Origin of the sequence: Pseudomonas sp. B21-019 (assembly GCF_024749225.1) — a bacterium.
Classification (GTDB): domain Bacteria; phylum Pseudomonadota; class Gammaproteobacteria; order Pseudomonadales; family Pseudomonadaceae; genus Aquipseudomonas.
Genome location: NZ_CP087193.1, coordinates 1,807,339 through 1,823,091, shown reverse-complemented (window position 1 = coordinate 1,823,091; position 15,753 = coordinate 1,807,339). Strand labels below are relative to the sequence as shown.

Sequence of the window (15,753 nt, the reverse complement as noted above, 5' to 3'; positions counted from 1 at the left end):
GACTCAGTGGTTACGTCGGTCGATAAAACTCAAGCTGCGATACAAGGCCTCGATTCGCGGCAACTCACATCCCGCCGCCTTCGCCGCTGCCAGTGGCCGAGTGTAGATGGCGTCCAGTTCCAGTGGCCGCTTGTGCAGAAAATCGTGATGCATGCTCGGCCAGTAGTCGGGCATTTTCTCGGTCATCATGAACAGATAATCGGCGTAACCCGGCGGCATGTCATGACCGCAGGCCTTGGCCCCCTGAACAACTTCGGCCATCAAGGCCTGAATCAGCGCGCGGCTGTCGGCATCTGCCATCAACGGTGTGGTGCTGGCCCCAAGCAGCACCGACAGGCCGTTGTAGGGAATATTCCAGACCAGCTTCTGCCAGCGCGCCTGTTGCAGATTCGGCATGGCCTGGGCGTCGATACCGGCCGTGCGGAACAATCCGGCGCCCTCCTCGACGATGTTCATGCGTGCCTGTGCATCGGCGGCGGGGCCACTGTGGTAGCCGACATTCACCGCCCCCAGCGCTTGATGGGTGATGACCCCGGGGCTGGCGCGATGGACGCAGATCAGACAAAGCCCGCCCAGCAGGTGCAGCGAACCGGGGAGCAACTCGCGCAGATGGTCTTCGACGTCCAGGCCATTTTGCAGCAACAGCACTTTGGCATCAGGTGCGGCTGCTTGAATAATGGCCGGTGCCAGGTCCGCGTTGCTGGTGGTCTTGGCGCCCACCAGCAGCCAGTCACAGGGCGGCATGTCGGCAGCCGACGAATAGGCCTGGACCGGGTTCAGGGTCAGCGGGCCCAACGACGCATGGTCAAGATGCAAGCCGCGTTCGGCCACCGCTGAAAACTCGCTGCGCAACAGAAAATGCACGTCGAAGCCGGCACGCGCCAGCATCAGCCCGTAGAAACCACCGATCGCGCCGGTCCCGATAATGCCGATTGTCGGCTTGGCCACAGTGCCTGTCATGGCAGCTCCTCTGCTGGTCGACTCAACGCCTGGTCCACAGCCTCGTTGAGCGCTGTGCGGGTCAGGCGCGACTGTAGCGCCCCGAAATACTCACCGTCGCGCACCACAAACAGTGCCGGCAAATGAAAGACCCGATAACGCTCGACCACCCCGCCATTGCTCCCGGCATCGATCCAGCACAGCCGATCGACCGCCAGTTCGAGGCTGGGCAACTGCTCGCGGGCAAAACGGCAACTGGCGCAGCCAACGCTGGTAAAAATCACCAGTGAAATGCCGCTCATCGCCAGCAACCGTTGGTCGGCGTCGAAATCGGTCAGTTCCGATTCGACCACTATACTGGGAGAAACAGTGTCAAGTGGCCGACACAGGGAGTCCGTGTTCATGAGACGTTATCTTCCTCATCCTGACGATGTGCCCGTCGAATTAACGTTGCTCAAACATGAGTGTATTTCGCGGCAAGAGCTGCACACTATCAGCCTCGGCGGCATGGCTTGCAATTACCACCGCGCGTGGCGCCACGGTACGGCGCTGGAAATACGCATGCCGACCCTGAACCCGGACTTGCGTTTCCTGGGTTATGTGGCGTGGTGCCTGCGACGAAAACGCGGCTATCTGGTGGGGATCGCCTTCGTTGACGAACAGACGCTGTTTTGCGCGCGGATGGGTGAGCAGATCTGCCAGATCGAACGTTACTGCCGTCAGCATGAACCCCAAAGCCAACAGCAGAGCAATGAGACCCTGGCCCTCGAATGGGTCCAGCAGCACGCCGACGAGTTCTCCCACGATACAGTCAGCAAGGCATTTGCGCAGCCAATGGCCGGTTAGGATGCATTCCCCATCAGTTTCCCCGCCACGGTGGGGGAAACTGATGGGGAATGCCCATTAAACCGGTGTCTGCCCATTGTCGAGCCACGGTGTAACGCGCTAAGGTTCTGCTCCCCGACGCGCTTAATTTGCTGTGCTCCGCCGCGCGGGTTCGCTGGCGGCCGGCACCCGTGACCTGACGAGTAAACGATGGCTGATTTACCGATCAACGACCTAAACGTCGCCTCCAACGAGACCCTGATCACTCCCGATCAGCTCAAGCGTGATATCCCTCTGAGCGACGCTGCCCTGCGCACCGTCACCAAGGGCCGCGAAGTCATTCGCAACATTCTTGATGGCACCGACCACCGCCTGTTCGTCGTGATCGGGCCGTGCTCGATCCATGACATCAAGGCTGCCCACGAATACGCCGAGCGCCTGAAAGTGCTCGCGGCCGAAGTGTCCGATACCCTGTATCTGGTCATGCGCGTGTATTTCGAGAAGCCACGCACCACCGTTGGCTGGAAAGGCTTGATCAACGATCCGTACCTGGACGACTCGTTCAAGATTCAGGATGGCCTGCACATCGGTCGTCAGTTGCTGCTGGACCTGGCCGAGATGGGCCTGCCGACCGCAACCGAAGCCCTCGACCCGATCTCCCCGCAATACTTGCAGGACCTGATCAGCTGGTCGGCGATCGGCGCACGCACCACCGAATCCCAGACGCACCGTGAAATGGCTTCCGGCCTGTCCTCGGCCGTCGGCTTCAAGAACGGCACCGATGGCGGCCTGACGGTAGCCATCAACGCCCTGCAATCGGTTTCCAGCCCGCACCGTTTCCTGGGCATCAACCAGGAAGGTGGCGTGTCGATCGTCACCACCAAGGGCAACGCCTACGGTCACGTGGTACTGCGCGGTGGCAACGGCAAGCCGAACTACGATTCGGTCAGCGTCGCGCTCTGCGAGCAAGCGCTGAAAAAGGCCAACATCAAGCCGAACATCATGGTCGATTGCAGCCACGCCAACTCCAACAAGGACCCGGCCCTGCAACCGCTGGTGATGGAGAACGTCGCCAACCAGATCCTCGAAGGCAACCAGTCAATCATCGGCCTGATGGTCGAAAGCCACCTGAACTGGGGCTGCCAGGCAATCCCGAAAGACCTCGCCGACCTGCAATACGGCGTGTCGATCACCGATGCCTGCATCGATTGGACTGCCACTGAAAACACCTTGCGCAGCATGCATGCCAAGCTCAAGGACGTGCTGCCTAAACGCAATCGCAGCTGATCGCCGTTTCGCGCATAAAAAAACGCCAGGTTTGAACCTGGCGTTTTTTTATGCGTTGGTTTTGCTCACAGCTTGGCGGCATGCCGCTGATGACGCTCCATGTAGCGCTCCACGTAGGAGCACGATGGAATCACCGTGTAGCCCATTTCATCAGCATATTGCAGCGCCTGCTCGGTCAAAGCCGCCGCGATGCCGCGGCCACGCAACGCGTTGGGCACAAAAGTGCGATAGATATCCAGGGTCTGTTTTCCCAGATCCATATAGGTCAGGTAGGCACGATAACCGTCCACAGTGGTCTCGAACTGATGACCAGCCTGGTCATGGTGGATGGACAACGCCTCGCTCATCACTACTCCTCGCGGGTCTTTAATTCTGACCCCTACCTTACCGATGTTTTTCCGGCGAAGGAACAACTACGCCACCCCGTGCCTGAATGGACACCGAGAGAGCCGCACCAATCTCGCGCAACCGAGCACGTATCAAATAGTAGGCACCATTGGCAAAAATGCTCAAGGGACGCTCGTCATTGTGCATCGGGTGGCGGGTGTTGCCGCGGATTACGCAGGAACGGCTCGACCGAACGGGTCAAAGCCTGAACATTGCCGGATATTGAGACTTAAGACGAGCGCCCTTTGTTTAAGTCACCTCAACATGGATAAAGATATGCGAGCGGCTGCGCAAAATTCGAACACAAGTGTAGACAAACCCATCTAGACGGACTTTGGGCAAGACCAAAAAACAGCTGCCGAGCCAGGGAACTTTTTCCCGACGGATCGCTCAGTTAGGGCCTCGTAGCTGGATATTTTTTATACAACGCAGTTAAAAGTTGCTCGAAAAAGAATCAACGCCTACAATTTTTTTTGCTTCTTGCGCTACGTCAGTTTACTTACTACAAGTAATGGGTAGTATGTACGCCGGCTATTTCCTCACTCTGAGGAGACAGCTACTTAATAGAAAGTCCTTGAAGGGGAACACGATGAACAACGTTCTGAAATTCTCTGCTCTGGCTCTGGCCGCAGTTCTGGCTACCGGTTGCAGCAGCGTATCGAAAGAAACTGAAGCACGTCTGACTGCTACTGAAGACGCAGCAGCTCGCTCCCAAGCTCGTGCAGACGAAGCTTACCGTAAAGCTGATGAAGCTCTGGCTGCTGCTCAAAAAGCACAACAGACTGCTGACGAAGCTAACGAGCGCGCTCTGCGCATGCTGGAAAAAGCTAGCCGCAAGTAATAATCCTTCGGGGTTGTTATCAAGCCGATCCATTTTTTGGGTCGGCTTTTTTATTGCCTGAGGTTTCTGCAGGCCATAAAAAACCCGCCGACGCGGCCTGCATCGGCGGGTTGCTTTAACGCGTTACTGCTGCAGATCGATCGGCGCACTCGAAACCATCGGTGCCGACGTATTCGGCACGGCGATTTCCACCGGCAGGCCATCCTCAGCGGCGACTACGTCGCGCACCACATCCCAGTTCATGCGCAAGTTGTTGGTGATGTCCTCACGCTTGAGCATCGCATTGATCACGGCGGTGTGCTTGTCGACCACCGAAGGGTTGCCCTTGTCATCCAGCGGCGTGTGCGCTTCCAGATAAACCTTGCCGCCACTGAGGCCGAACTTGTACGGATCGTTGAGGATGCGTACCGACGTCCCTACCGGCACCATGCCGGCCATTTCCAGCACGTTGTTGTTGAACATGCGGAAGCAACCGTGGCTGGTGCGCATGCCAATGCCGAACTTCTTGTTCGAACCGTGGATAAGGTACCCCGGAGTGCCCAGGGTGAATTTGAAAGGCCCCAGCGGGTTATCCGGGCCGGCCGGCACTACGTTCGGCAGTGGGTCGCCATCGGCGGCGTGCTCGGCCTTGATCGACGCTGGAGGGGTCCAGGTCGGGTTCGGCGTCTTGGCGACGATGCTGGTGTGGGCAATCGGCGAACCCCAGCCTTCACGGCCGATACCCAGCGGGAAGGTGTACACCACGTTCCGGCCTTTCGGGTAGTAGTAGAGGCGGTATTCAGCCAGGTTGATGACGATGCCTTCACGCGGGCCAGGCGGCAGGATGAAGCGCGTCGGCAGGACGACTTCGGTACCGGCGCCCGGCAGCCATGGATCGACGCCAGGGTTGGCCGCGACCATTTCCAGATAGCCCAGGTCGTAGGTGGTGCCAAGGTCGGCGAAGGTGTCTTCGTATTTGGCCTTGATCACTTGCACCTGGCCGACAATGTCTTCACCGGGTGGTGGCAGGGGCAACTCCAATGCTGCAACGGGACCCGCCACGCAGAGCGCAGCAAGAGACAGGCAGCGGGTGACGGCGGGAAAGCGCGGCAACATCCGGAAAATCCTTCGCATGATCGACAAGGGTATAAAAACCCGATTGTACACCGCCGCCCGTTATTTCGGGGAGATGCAAGACCTGTGGCGAGGGGGGATTGCCTGTGGTGGAAGCTTTCCTGTGGCGAGCCCCCTCGCCACGGGGCTATAGCTCGAACCGCAACTCAGGCCAGATCGGCGAGGTGCCGCGTTTTTGCGATTCCAGAATGGCCCGGCACAGCGAGCACAGGCGCTGGTCCTGGAACACCGTGCGATCGACGCTCGACCAGCGTGGTTGCGCCGGCAACAGGCTGCCGCACAAGGTTCGATCGGCCGAGCCGCCCAGCTCCAGCTGACGGGTCACCAGATGCACCCGCACTTCCTGGCAGGCGAACAGATCCAGCTGTTCGTCAGGCTCGATCAGTTGATAGGCAAAAAGGGACCAGGCGGGACGCGGCATCGGGGCCTCCAAATCGGGGGCGCCACCTTAGCCGAAACGCCGCCGCTAGAAAAGCGTCAAAGCAGCGGTTTCAGTGTCGGCCAGACATTTTCCAGCAACTTGCCCTGAGCCCCCGCCGCCGGGTGCAGGCCGTCGGATTGCATCAGGTCTGGATGACCGCCCACGCCGTCGAGAAAAAACGGCACCAGCGGGATTTTTTTCTCGTCGGCCACCTTGGTGAAGACCTCGGCGAATGCCTGGGTGTAACGCACGCCATAGTTGGGTGGCAATTGCATACCCAGCAACAGCACCTTGGCGCCACTGACGCGGGAGCTGTCGATCATTGACGCAAGATTTTGTTGCAATTGTGTTGGCGGCATTCCGCGCAAGCCGTCATTGCCTCCCAACTCGAGGATGACGAGCTCAGGCTTATGCTCTGCAAGCAGCGCCGGCAGGCGTGCCCGGCCTCCGGCACTGGTGTCGCCGCTGATGGACGCATTGACCACCTTATCGTCGAAACCTTCGCGCTTGAGCCGTTGCTCGAGCAACGACACCCACCCCATCCGGGTATCCAGGCCGAAACCGGCGCTGATACTATCGCCAACGATCAGGACTGTACCCGCCGCTGCGTTCTGGGCCATGCACATCAAGGCCAGGCCAGCACTCAAAAACCACACACGCATCGGATTCTCCATGGGCGCAAGCATTCTCACCGCGAAGAACCTCAGCAAAGTGGTTCCCAGCGCGGAAGGTGAACTGACTATCCTGCACGAACTCAGCCTGGAACTGAACAAGGGCGATAGCCTGGCCATTGTCGGCGCCTCCGGTTCCGGCAAATCCACCCTCCTCGGCCTGCTTGCCGGCCTCGACCTGCCGAGCAGCGGCGAAGTCACTCTCGCTGGCCAAGGCCTGAGCAATCTCGACGAAGACCAGCGCGCGCGCATTCGCGCCGAGCACGTGGGGTTTGTCTTCCAGTCCTTTCAACTGCTCGACAGCCTCAACGCCCTGGAAAACGTCATGCTGCCGCTGGAACTCGATGGCCGCAAAGACGCCCGTGAGCGCGCCACCGAGCTGTTGCAACGGGTCGGCCTGGGCCAACGCCTGACCCACTCGCCGCGCCAGCTTTCCGGTGGCGAACAGCAGCGCGTGGCGATTGCCCGCGCCTTCGCCGCCGAGCCCGACGTGCTGTTCGCCGATGAACCCACCGGCAACCTCGACAGCCACACCGGCGAGCGCATCAGCGATCTGCTATTCGAACTCAACAAGGAACGCGGCACCACCCTGGTGCTGGTAACTCATGACGAACGCCTGGCACATCGCTGCCGGCGCCTGATCCGCCTTGAAGCCGGCCTGCTGGTCGCCCCTCTGGAGCCTTGATGGCACGCCTGCCGCTGTTGCGCCTGTTCAGTCTCGCTATCCGTCAACTGCTGCGCGATGCCCGCGCCGGTGAGTTGCGTGTGTTGTTCTTCGCCTTGCTGGTGGCCGTGGCGGCGAGTACCGCCATCGGTTACTTCGGTGCCCGCCTGAACGGCGCCATGATGCTGCGCGCCACAGAGTTTCTCGGCGCCGACCTGTTGCTGGAAGGCAGTTCGCCGGCGCGGCCGGAACAGATCAACAGTGGCATCGAGCTGGGCCTTGAACATGCTCAGGTGGTGGAATTTTCCAGTGTCATTGCCACCGACAACGGCATTCAGCTGTCCAGCATCAAAGCCGCCGATGACGTCTACCCGTTGCGCGGCGAACTGAAAAGCGCCCCTGCGCCGTTCGCGCAAGAAGCACCCGGTGGCGGTCCGAAACCCGGCGAAGCCTGGGTTGAAGCGCGACTGCTGACTGCACTGGACTTGAAGATCGGCGACAGCATCGATGTCGGCATGAAAAACCTGAAACTGGCGCGGGTGCTGACCTACGAACCGGATCGCGCAGGTAACTTCTACAGCCTGACGCCACGGGTGCTGATCAATCTCAGCGACCTTGAGGCCACCGGCGTGGTGCAACCCGGCAGCCGGGTCAGTTACCGCGAACTCTGGCGCGGCAACGCCCAGGCGCTGGAAACCTATCGTCAATTGATCAAGCCAGGCCTGGCCGCCAACCAGCGCATCCAGGATGCCCGCGATGGCAATCGGCAGATCGGCGGTGCCTTGGGCAAGGCCGAACGTTACTTGAACATGGCCAGCCTGGTGGCGGTGCTGCTGTCCGGCGTGGCGGTGGCGTTGTCGGCGACACGCTTCGCCACCCGCCGATTCGATGCCAGTGCCTTGCTGCGCTGCCTGGGCCTGTCCCGCCGGGAAACCATGGTGCTGTTCAGTCTGCAACTGACGGTGCTCGGACTGCTCGCCAGCATCAGCGGCGCCCTGCTCGGCTGGCTGGCTCAGCTCGGGCTGTTCGCGCTGCTGCATGATTTACTGCCGACAGACGTTCCACCGGGAGGCCTGTTGCCGGCCATCGCCGGGATCGGTACCGGGCTGGTCGCGCTGGCCGGTTTCGCCCTGCCGCCATTGGCCGCGCTGGGTCGAGTCCCACCGCTGCGGGTATTGCGCCGGGACATGCTGCCGATTCCGTCCAGCACCTGGATGGTTTATGGCGCGGCATTGGGCGCCCTCGGCCTGATCATGTGGCGCCTGAGCCTCGACCTGGTGCTGACCTTCGCCCTGCTCGGCGGCGGTGTGATCGCGGCACTGGTGCTTGGCGGTTTGCTCTTGCTGCTGCTCAAGAGCCTGCGCCGGATGCTGGCGCGCGCCTCATTGCCATGGCGCCTGGGGTTGGGCCAACTGTTGCGCCATCCACTGGCGGCAGCGGGTCAATCCCTGGCCTTCGGCTTGATTCTGCTGTCCATGACGCTGATCGCTTTGCTGCGTGGCGAGTTGCTCGACACCTGGCAAAACCAGTTGCCAAAAAACGCCCCGAATTATTTCGCCCTGAACATTTTGCCGGCGGACAAACAGGCCTTTAGCGATCGGCTGATGGAGCTGTCGGCGCAATCGGCGCCGCTGTACCCGGTGGTGCCGGGACGGCTGATCAGCATTAATGGCGAACCGGTGCAGCAAATCGTCAGCAAGGATTCGGCCGGTGACCGAGCCATCCAACGCGACCTGAGCCTGACCTGGGCGGCAGACCTGCCGACGGGCAACAAGCTCACCGCCGGCAACTGGTGGGATCAGCAACCGGCGGATGAAGTACCCGGTGTTTCGGTGGAAGGTAAAGTCGCCGAAAGCCTCAAGCTCAAGCTCGGCGATCACATGGTGTTTAGCGTTGGGGGGGTCAATCGGGAGGCGAAAGTCACCAGCCTGCGGGAGATCAACTGGGACAACTTCCAGCCGAACTTTTTCATGATCTTCCAGCCCGGCACCCTGAAGGACTTACCGGCGACCTACCTGACCAGTTTCTATCTGGCGCCCGGTCACGATCAGCAGATCGTCGACCTGTCCCGCAGCTTTCCGGCAGTGACCATTCTGCAAGTCGAAGCCCTGCTGGAGCAGTTGCGCAGCATCCTCGCGCAAGTGACCCTGGCGGTCGAATACGTGCTGTTGTTCGTGTTGGCGGCGGGGATGGCGGTGTTGTTCTCCGGCTTGCAGGCAACCCTCGATGAACGTATTCGCCAAGGCGCGTTGCTGCGAGCGCTGGGCGCCGAACGGCAGTTGCTGGTCAGGGCGCGGCGGATCGAGTTCGGCTTGCTCGGCGCGGTCAGCGGGCTGTTGGCGGCATTGGGCTCGGAACTGGTGAGCCTGGTGCTCTACCGCTACGCCTTCGACCTGCCCTGGCATCCGCATCCATGGCTGCTGGTAATGCCGCTGATCGGCGCGCTGCTGATCGGCGGTGCCGGTGTATTCGGCACGCGCCGCGCCTTGAACGCCAGCCCGCTGACAGTCTTGCGCGAGGGTTGATAGCTCATCAAGTATTAGTCACCACGAGCCGTTATCGCCCTCCCCCGCAGGGCGATCGCTCGGAAAGCGCCGAGTACACCCTATGCCCCTACTTTCATACTATTTCGAGTATGTGATCTCGTTTATCCACCACAACATTTCTCCGCTCGGAGTCTGCACAATGACCTCATCCCCCACCTCTTTCTTCAAAAGCGCACGCGCCATCGGTGAATCGATGGAGATGTAATCGTTGCGTCCGTATATTTCGTCATACCCCACAACTCTGAACTTCTTGATTTCACCTGCCTCGTTTTCGATCTCGACCCAAGCCCCAAAAAAGACCCTGCCCTCCTGCTCAGGTGAGTACGCAACCACCCGGACATCTTCGAGGCGCTTGCGAAGGTACCGAACACGCCGGTCGATTTCCCGGAGCAGCTTCTTGTTGTATTGGTAATCCGCGTTTTCGCTACGGTCGCCAAGCGACGCCGCCCAAGTGACCTTGCGCGTGGTGTCAGGGCGCTTCTCCCGCCAAAGGTAGTCGAGCTCTTGCTTCAGAGCCTCATGACCTTCCTGTGTGATGATGTTCGTACTCAAGATGGATTTCTCATTAACGATTTATCTCCTCGAAGCGCACCCTTGCATCACTGAGAACCCGGTGAATTGCAGCCCCCGCAGACTTAGGGATTTTTAGTGTTCCGAGCACACGATCCCAGTCATCAAGCGCGGCGAGGGTTTGGTCGATGTATTCATCAGGCTTGAGGTATTTGTAATCCTTGCACATATCTCTGATGACCTTTCGTGTCGGCTTGCCATGACCTGAAAATGCAGTGGAGTGCTCGCCCATCCCATTGGAGAAAGTAAGGTCGTACGCTGGAGACAGCCTCCAGACTCCCTGCCCATTTTTGTCCTGAGGTTCGTGATACAGGAACGCAAAGTTTTTGGTGTGATCGTCGTAGTTGTGGAACACCGCATTGAAGATCATGAGTCTTGCCATTTTCTCAACCTCGGCAGCGCTTTTCGTCAGCGCGCTTGTCACCTTGAGTATCTGGCTGTAATCCATGGTCGGTGCCCGGAAGTCTGCGTAGACCAACGCTGAGAGGGAAATCATATGAATCCTGCGATCGCCATCACGGTCGAAACGTTGGGCTGCGAAAAATCGCTCAAGTCCGCCCTGACGCATCTGCACCTCCAGCAGTGCCGTATGCGCCATATTCACCCCGGCCTTTCTGGCCATCACCGCATACGCTTGCTCGATCCCGCCAGTCTCCAAAGGCTCATTCAGAGACCTGAACTTCACAATCCAGTGAGCGTATCCAGGTGGAAGCTGGCCAAAAGCTGAAGTCGCAGTCTCAAGATCGTGTGACAGTGCTGCGATTGCTTTGGGGCGGGCACCACCGGGGGAGCCACCCGCCAAGCGTAGCCCCTTGAGCACTTTGGAGGTGCCTCCTTGTTGTACCTCGACAGATGCCTCGAATAGGTGAGCAAGATTCACTGACTCTGCGGCGACCTTTTCTGTTTTGGGATGATACTCAAAGATTCCCATGGCTCGATCACCCATATAGGCCAGCCGATCCAGCGGACTGAGCGTCAGTGAGGTGCCTGCTCCGAAGGTCGCGTCGAAGAACCTATCCATCAGCAGAAGCCCCCAACGGTCCGGCAAGGAATCTGCAAACGGGCCATGCAGGCCTTTGAACAAACGACTGTCACGAGCGAGCTGTGGCTTGTCATCGAATGTCATTGTCAAGGGAGAAAGGTCGAACCCCTTGGCCAGCCATTCTTTGTCGTACACAAAGTAGATGCCTTTCCCCTCGACACGGTTCAATTCGCCCACCATTACGCCATTGGCGGTAACGCTGAGCGATTCGGTGGGTTTGAACCTGGGGATAGGCGAGCTCATTTGGTGCCTCGTTTACGCTTAAGATTTTTTAGCTCGTCGATTGAGCCTGGATGCGAGGGTTTGAAGAGACTCATCACCGGCGTCAGCTCATCGAGCGCCGTGGCCAGGAGAATCATGGACTCAAGGGTGATCGAGCCTGAGCGCTCGAACCGCTTGATGGAGGACTCAGACACTCCAGATTGCTCAGCCAGGGTTTTGCGAGAAAGGTTCTTGGACAAGCGCAACGATTCGGCATTTTTCCCCAGTTCGCGTGCGATTTCCGCTGGGCTGTACAAAAAATGCATAAGTGACATAGCTTACTCCGAGCGCACTATTGGTCATAACTGACCCATTGTTATCAATAATATCAAACAAATGGACTATTCTGACCAATTGTATCAATAACAGTGCATGTCATTTATTATATTAAATGGTCACATTTGACCAATTGATATAATAAAACACGAAGAAAAGGTCAGGTACGACCAATAGCATAAAAAACTGGCCAGTTAATACAGGCTTGAAAGATGAGTTGGACTTGCCAGCGCCCTGAGCCTCAGCAGCGGGCAATCAGCCCTTGGCGCGCAACGCGGGTCAGTTGCCTGATCACTTCAGGCGCGTCCTCGGCGCTGGGCGCCTGAATCACCGCCAGATCGAAACTGTCAGTCGCGAAGCGCTCCAGCGACTCGCCATCTTCGACAAACTGGATCAGGAATGCTGCCGGACCGCCGGTGCGACGTGGCCAGCCATCGAGGTAACGCAACAGCGTCGGCTGATGTTTACCGCCAAGCAGGATTTTTGGATTGCGCTGGGTGAGATGTGCCGTGATCGGCGCGGGGCGTACAACGGGGTTCAATGCATTCATTGTGTCGTGTCTCTGCCTCAAAAGTCTGCATGGCAGGTGAGAGGCAACACCGAACCAGCGCTTTAGCGGTATTTCGAAGCCTGTTTCAAGCTTCTATCGGCAACTGAATGAGTCACCTGGCGCCCCGCAAGTAGCTGTTTAAATCGGCGCATGAGCAGCATCCTAGAGAAGCTGACCGGACAGTGTCAAGAATCACCAGCAACAAAAAAAGGCCCGCACAGTGCATCACACTGTGCGGGCCTTTTCGTTGAGCCAGAGCGGTCAGTCGGCGATGGCGCGGTCGACCGAGAGCTTGCCTGCGCCTTCGATCAGCACTGCGAGGCTGCCACCGAGCAAGGCCAGGGCGAATTCATAACCGTTGTTGGCCATGAACAGACCGTTGCTGATGTGCACCGAGAAAATCGCAACCAGCGAGAGGAAGGTCAGCCCCAACGCCGCCGGGCGTGCCAGCAGGCCAATGATCAGCGCCAGACCGCCAAAGAACTCAGTACCACCGGCCAGGATCGCCATCAGGTGACCGGGCGCCAATCCAATGCTTTCCATGTACTGCGCGGTGCCGGCAATGCCGTAGCCGCCGAATGCCCCGAAGAGTTTCTGTGAGCCGTGGGCCGCGAAGATGATGCCGACGAAAATCCGCAGAATCGTCAGGCCGTAACCAGCGCGGGTAGACAGTACCTTGTTGATCAGTGTGCTCATGCTGTGTCATCCATTGTGAGAGTGTGTTGGTTGGTCGCCATATTAATCGGTTTATCTCATGTTAAAAGCGCAAAAAACGCACCATAACAATCAGATTAGTCGATCATTTACGTAAGGCAACTTTCTGCCCCTGAGGCTCCAACGATTCCCGCTCCCGATCGAACGCCAGGTAATACTTGTTCACGCTATTAACATAGCTGACAGCCCCCATTCCCACCTGCTCCATGGCGATGCGCTCAACCTGGAAAAACCACTGATTAGGATTCAGGCCGCGCCGCCGAGCCTCGGCCCGCATGCCCTGGACCCGCTCCGGCCCCATGTTGTAGGCCGCCAGCACGAACGCCATGCGCTCGCGCTCGTTGAGTTTGGGGCTGGCAAAGAATTTGCGGCGGATCATCGCCAGGTACTTGGCGCCGGCCTGCACATTGGCATCGAGATTCTGAATGTCACTGACGCCAACCCGTTGGGCGGCCGATGGTGTTATTTGCATCAGGCCGGTGGGGCCGCCTCCACTTCTGGCAGTGGGTTGCAGCGCCGATTCCTTGAACGCCAGCGCTGCCAGGTTCAGCCAGTCCATGTCCTGGGCTTGCGCGTGTTTTTGCAGCACCGGTCGAAGTTTTTCCAGACGCTGACGATCGGCTTTGGCCAAGGGATAGTGCACTTGATACAGGCGCCGGTAGATCCGCAGGAACGCCGCATCCTGGTCCGACGGTTGCTTGTAGGTGGTCAGGAAACGGTCGATGCTCGCCCGCAGCATCGAGGCGTCGCGACGCACGAACCAGTATTCCTCGCCCGGCTCATTGATGAGCACCTGCCGATCGAAGCGCAACTTGGGCAGGATCTTGCCCCAACGCTCGGCGATCGGTTGCTCGACGATGGTCAAATGGAAGATCCCGCCCTGGACCATTTCCAGCACGTCCTCGACGGCCAGGCTTGGGTCGACCCACTCGATCTTCACCGGGGGCAGTTTGTGCAGCGCGAGCTTCTGATTGATCTGGCTGACCGCATCCCCGGCAGCACTGCCGGTGGGCAGCGCGAGGGTTTTACCCGAGAGTTGTTCAAGGTGGGTGTAACGTCGTTCGCCTTTGATCCCCACCAGCAGCAACGGCACGTTGCTGGCAATCGGTTCACTGGTGCTGACCGCGTGCCCCGATTGCGGATCAAGCAATTCCCCCGGCGCGACCAGATCACCCTCCCCGCGCTGCAACGCGCCGAGCAGTTGATCCTTTGCTTTGGGAATGATCTTGAGGGTGATTTCCTGGCCGTCACGGGCGTGGCCATTAAGGTATTGCTCGAAAGCCCGCAGGCGGTGGTATTCGACGCCAATGGCCTGGCCCTGGACTTCGCCGGAGCTGTTGCGGCTCTGGTTGACCAGCACCCGCAGCACACGGCTGCTGCGAATCTCCGTCAGGTCGCGGACCTTGGCTGCCGGTACGGCTTGCAACGGCCCGGCCAGACGTGCAACCGCCGGCATCGGCAGCAGCAACGAACAACACAGCAGTAACAAAACCGAGGGACGTGTCATCCACTCTCCGGAAAGAATACTGGCCAACCTCATGAGTGATTTCATGACATCGGGCAACAGAAACAGAGCGCTTGAAGCGCTGATAAAGTGCGAGAGAGTGGCACAGTGATGGCAAATCTACCAACCCCGACCTGCCTCGCGGCCTCAACAGACAGCTTTAACTCGTTGTAGTTCTTGGTTTTTCTTATAAATCTACAGCTCTGATATGCTTTCCGGCCTTTGGTCCGAGGTAGCACCATGCAACTCATCGATATCGGCGTCAACCTGACCAACCCCAGTTTTGCCGACAAACACCAGGCTGTACTCGACCGTGCCTACGCTGCCGGGGTCTGCCAACTGGTGCTTACCGGGACCAGCGTCGAGGGCAGCGAACAGGCGCTGGAACTGTGCCGGCAACTGGACGAAAGCGCTCAAAGACTGTTCGCTACCGCCGGCATTCACCCGCATTCAGCCAGCGACTGGAACGCCGACAGCGCCCAGCGTCTGCGCAGTTTGCTCAAGGAGCCGAACGTAGTGGCCGTGGGTGAATGCGGCCTCGATTTCAATCGTGACTTCTCACCCCGCCCGCAGCAGGAAAAGGTCCTCGAAGAACATCTGGCAATGGCGGTCGAACTGCAACTACCGGTGTTCCTGCATGAACGTGACGCCAGCCAACGATTACTGGAGATCCTGCACGATTACCGCGATCAATTGCCGGCTGCTGTGGTGCACTGCTTCACTGGGGAAAAGAAGGCGCTGTTCAGCTATCTCGATCTGGACTTGCACATCGGCATCACTGGCTGGATCTGCGACGAACGCCGGGGCACGCACCTGCATCCGTTGGTCAAGGAGATTAAACGCGGGCGCTTGATGCTGGAGAGCGACGCGCCGTATCTGCTGCCCCGCAGCTTGCGCCCCAAGCCGAAGAACGGTCGCAACGAGCCGGCGTATCTGACTGAAGTGTTGCGTGAAGTGGCGTTGCATCGCGGGGAAAGCATGGAAGACCTCGCCGCCCACAGCACCGCCAGCGCCCGCGCGTTTTTCGGGTTGCCTGAGTTCGCGTGAAGCCTGAAAAGATCGCAGCCTTCGGCAGCTCCTACAGAGGACCGCGATCGGCGTAGGAGCTGCCGCAGGCTGCGATCTTTTTCATGCAGCAAAGA

General features: G+C 59.0%; 18 protein-coding genes. 6 read left to right on the top strand and 12 right to left on the bottom strand.

Annotation, left to right across the window (positions count from 1 at the left end; genetic code table 11):
* Window positions 1-3: 3 nt before the first annotated feature.
* Complete coding sequence (locus LOY36_RS08170; protein ID WP_258672886.1) at window positions 4-960, bottom strand: putative 2-dehydropantoate 2-reductase; 957 nt, start codon at window positions 958-960, stop codon at window positions 4-6.
* Window positions 957-1,343 carry a co-chaperone YbbN gene (locus LOY36_RS08165; protein ID WP_258672885.1) on the bottom strand — a complete coding sequence of 129 codons (387 nt, stop codon included), beginning with the start codon at window positions 1,341-1,343 and terminating at the stop codon, window positions 957-959. The genes LOY36_RS08170 and LOY36_RS08165 overlap by 4 nt, the downstream gene beginning before the upstream one ends.
* On the opposite strand from LOY36_RS08165, the gene LOY36_RS08160 reads away from it, so the two are divergent.
* Window positions 1,342-1,785 (top strand): PilZ domain-containing protein, encoded by a 444-nt coding sequence (locus tag LOY36_RS08160; protein ID WP_081628265.1) that lies wholly within the window; start codon window positions 1,342-1,344, stop codon window positions 1,783-1,785. The two genes, LOY36_RS08165 and LOY36_RS08160, sit on opposite strands and share 2 nt — an antisense overlap.
* A gap of 189 nt (window positions 1,786-1,974) precedes the next feature.
* The gene (locus LOY36_RS08155; protein ID WP_018929799.1) at window positions 1,975-3,051 is read left to right on the top strand and encodes a 3-deoxy-7-phosphoheptulonate synthase; all 1,077 of its coding nucleotides are present in this window, start codon (window positions 1,975-1,977) and stop codon (window positions 3,049-3,051) included.
* Between the two features lie 65 nt (window positions 3,052-3,116).
* Here LOY36_RS08155 and LOY36_RS08150 read toward each other — a convergent pair whose 3' ends face one another.
* Window positions 3,117-3,398: a GNAT family N-acetyltransferase gene (locus tag LOY36_RS08150; protein ID WP_007939987.1), complete on the bottom strand. Its 282-nt coding sequence runs from the start codon at window positions 3,396-3,398 to the stop codon at window positions 3,117-3,119.
* Window positions 3,399-4,027: 629 nt separating this feature from the next.
* On the opposite strand from LOY36_RS08150, the gene oprI reads away from it, so the two are divergent.
* Window positions 4,028-4,279 carry an outer membrane lipoprotei OprI gene (oprI, locus tag LOY36_RS08145; RefSeq protein WP_003172710.1) on the top strand — a complete coding sequence of 84 codons (252 nt, stop codon included), beginning with the start codon at window positions 4,028-4,030 and terminating at the stop codon, window positions 4,277-4,279.
* Between the two features lie 123 nt (window positions 4,280-4,402).
* On the opposite strand, the gene LOY36_RS08140 is transcribed toward oprI, so the two are convergent.
* From LOY36_RS08140 to LOY36_RS08130, 3 genes are all read right to left on the bottom strand, one after another.
* Window positions 4,403-5,374 carry a L,D-transpeptidase family protein gene (locus tag LOY36_RS08140; RefSeq protein ID WP_019650542.1) on the bottom strand — a complete coding sequence of 324 codons (972 nt, stop codon included), beginning with the start codon at window positions 5,372-5,374 and terminating at the stop codon, window positions 4,403-4,405.
* Between the two features lie 145 nt (window positions 5,375-5,519).
* Window positions 5,520-5,813, bottom strand: a complete 294-nt coding sequence (locus LOY36_RS08135) for a hypothetical protein (RefSeq protein ID WP_007899882.1) — start codon at window positions 5,811-5,813, stop codon at window positions 5,520-5,522.
* A gap of 56 nt (window positions 5,814-5,869) precedes the next feature.
* Window positions 5,870-6,475: an arylesterase gene (locus LOY36_RS08130; protein ID WP_258672884.1), complete on the bottom strand. Its 606-nt coding sequence runs from the start codon at window positions 6,473-6,475 to the stop codon at window positions 5,870-5,872.
* 10 nt (window positions 6,476-6,485) lie between these two features.
* On the opposite strand from LOY36_RS08130, the gene LOY36_RS08125 reads away from it, so the two are divergent.
* Together LOY36_RS08125 and LOY36_RS08120 are read left to right on the top strand one after the other, a co-directional pair.
* On the top strand, window positions 6,486-7,169 hold the full coding sequence (locus tag LOY36_RS08125; RefSeq protein ID WP_007939984.1) for an ABC transporter ATP-binding protein: 684 nt from the start codon (window positions 6,486-6,488) through the stop codon (window positions 7,167-7,169).
* Window positions 7,169-9,673, top strand: coding sequence for an ABC transporter permease (locus tag LOY36_RS08120; protein WP_258672883.1), 2,505 nt, complete (start codon window positions 7,169-7,171; stop codon window positions 9,671-9,673). Before LOY36_RS08125 ends, LOY36_RS08120 begins: the two co-directional genes overlap by 1 nt.
* Window positions 9,674-9,772: 99 nt before the next feature.
* Here the strand turns inward: LOY36_RS08120 and greB are convergent, their stop codons facing one another.
* The 6 genes from greB to LOY36_RS08090 all read right to left on the bottom strand — a co-directional run bounded on the left by greB (window position 9,773) and on the right by LOY36_RS08090 (window position 14,614).
* Window positions 9,773-10,246: a transcription elongation factor GreB gene (gene greB / locus LOY36_RS08115; RefSeq protein ID WP_258672882.1), complete on the bottom strand. Its 474-nt coding sequence runs from the start codon at window positions 10,244-10,246 to the stop codon at window positions 9,773-9,775.
* A gap of 13 nt (window positions 10,247-10,259) precedes the next feature.
* Window positions 10,260-11,549: a type II toxin-antitoxin system HipA family toxin gene (locus tag LOY36_RS08110; protein ID WP_258672881.1), complete on the bottom strand. Its 1,290-nt coding sequence runs from the start codon at window positions 11,547-11,549 to the stop codon at window positions 10,260-10,262.
* A complete protein-coding gene (locus LOY36_RS08105; RefSeq protein WP_019650537.1) occupies window positions 11,546-11,842 on the bottom strand; it encodes a helix-turn-helix domain-containing protein in 297 nt (98 codons plus the stop codon). The genes LOY36_RS08110 and LOY36_RS08105 overlap by 4 nt, the downstream gene beginning before the upstream one ends.
* Before the next feature lie 242 nt (window positions 11,843-12,084).
* A complete protein-coding gene (locus tag LOY36_RS08100; protein WP_007939981.1) occupies window positions 12,085-12,393 on the bottom strand; it encodes a hypothetical protein in 309 nt (102 codons plus the stop codon).
* 261 nt (window positions 12,394-12,654) lie between these two features.
* Window positions 12,655-13,089: a DoxX family protein gene (locus LOY36_RS08095; RefSeq protein WP_018929804.1), complete on the bottom strand. Its 435-nt coding sequence runs from the start codon at window positions 13,087-13,089 to the stop codon at window positions 12,655-12,657.
* Window positions 13,090-13,192: 103 nt separating this feature from the next.
* Complete coding sequence (locus tag LOY36_RS08090; protein WP_258672880.1) at window positions 13,193-14,614, bottom strand: transglycosylase SLT domain-containing protein; 1,422 nt, start codon at window positions 14,612-14,614, stop codon at window positions 13,193-13,195.
* Window positions 14,615-14,851: 237 nt separating this feature from the next.
* Between LOY36_RS08090 and LOY36_RS08085 the strand changes: the two genes are divergently transcribed.
* Entirely contained in the window at window positions 14,852-15,658 is an 807-nt protein-coding gene (locus LOY36_RS08085) for a TatD family hydrolase (RefSeq protein WP_258672879.1), read from the top strand.
* Window positions 15,659-15,753: the final 95 nt, after the last annotated feature.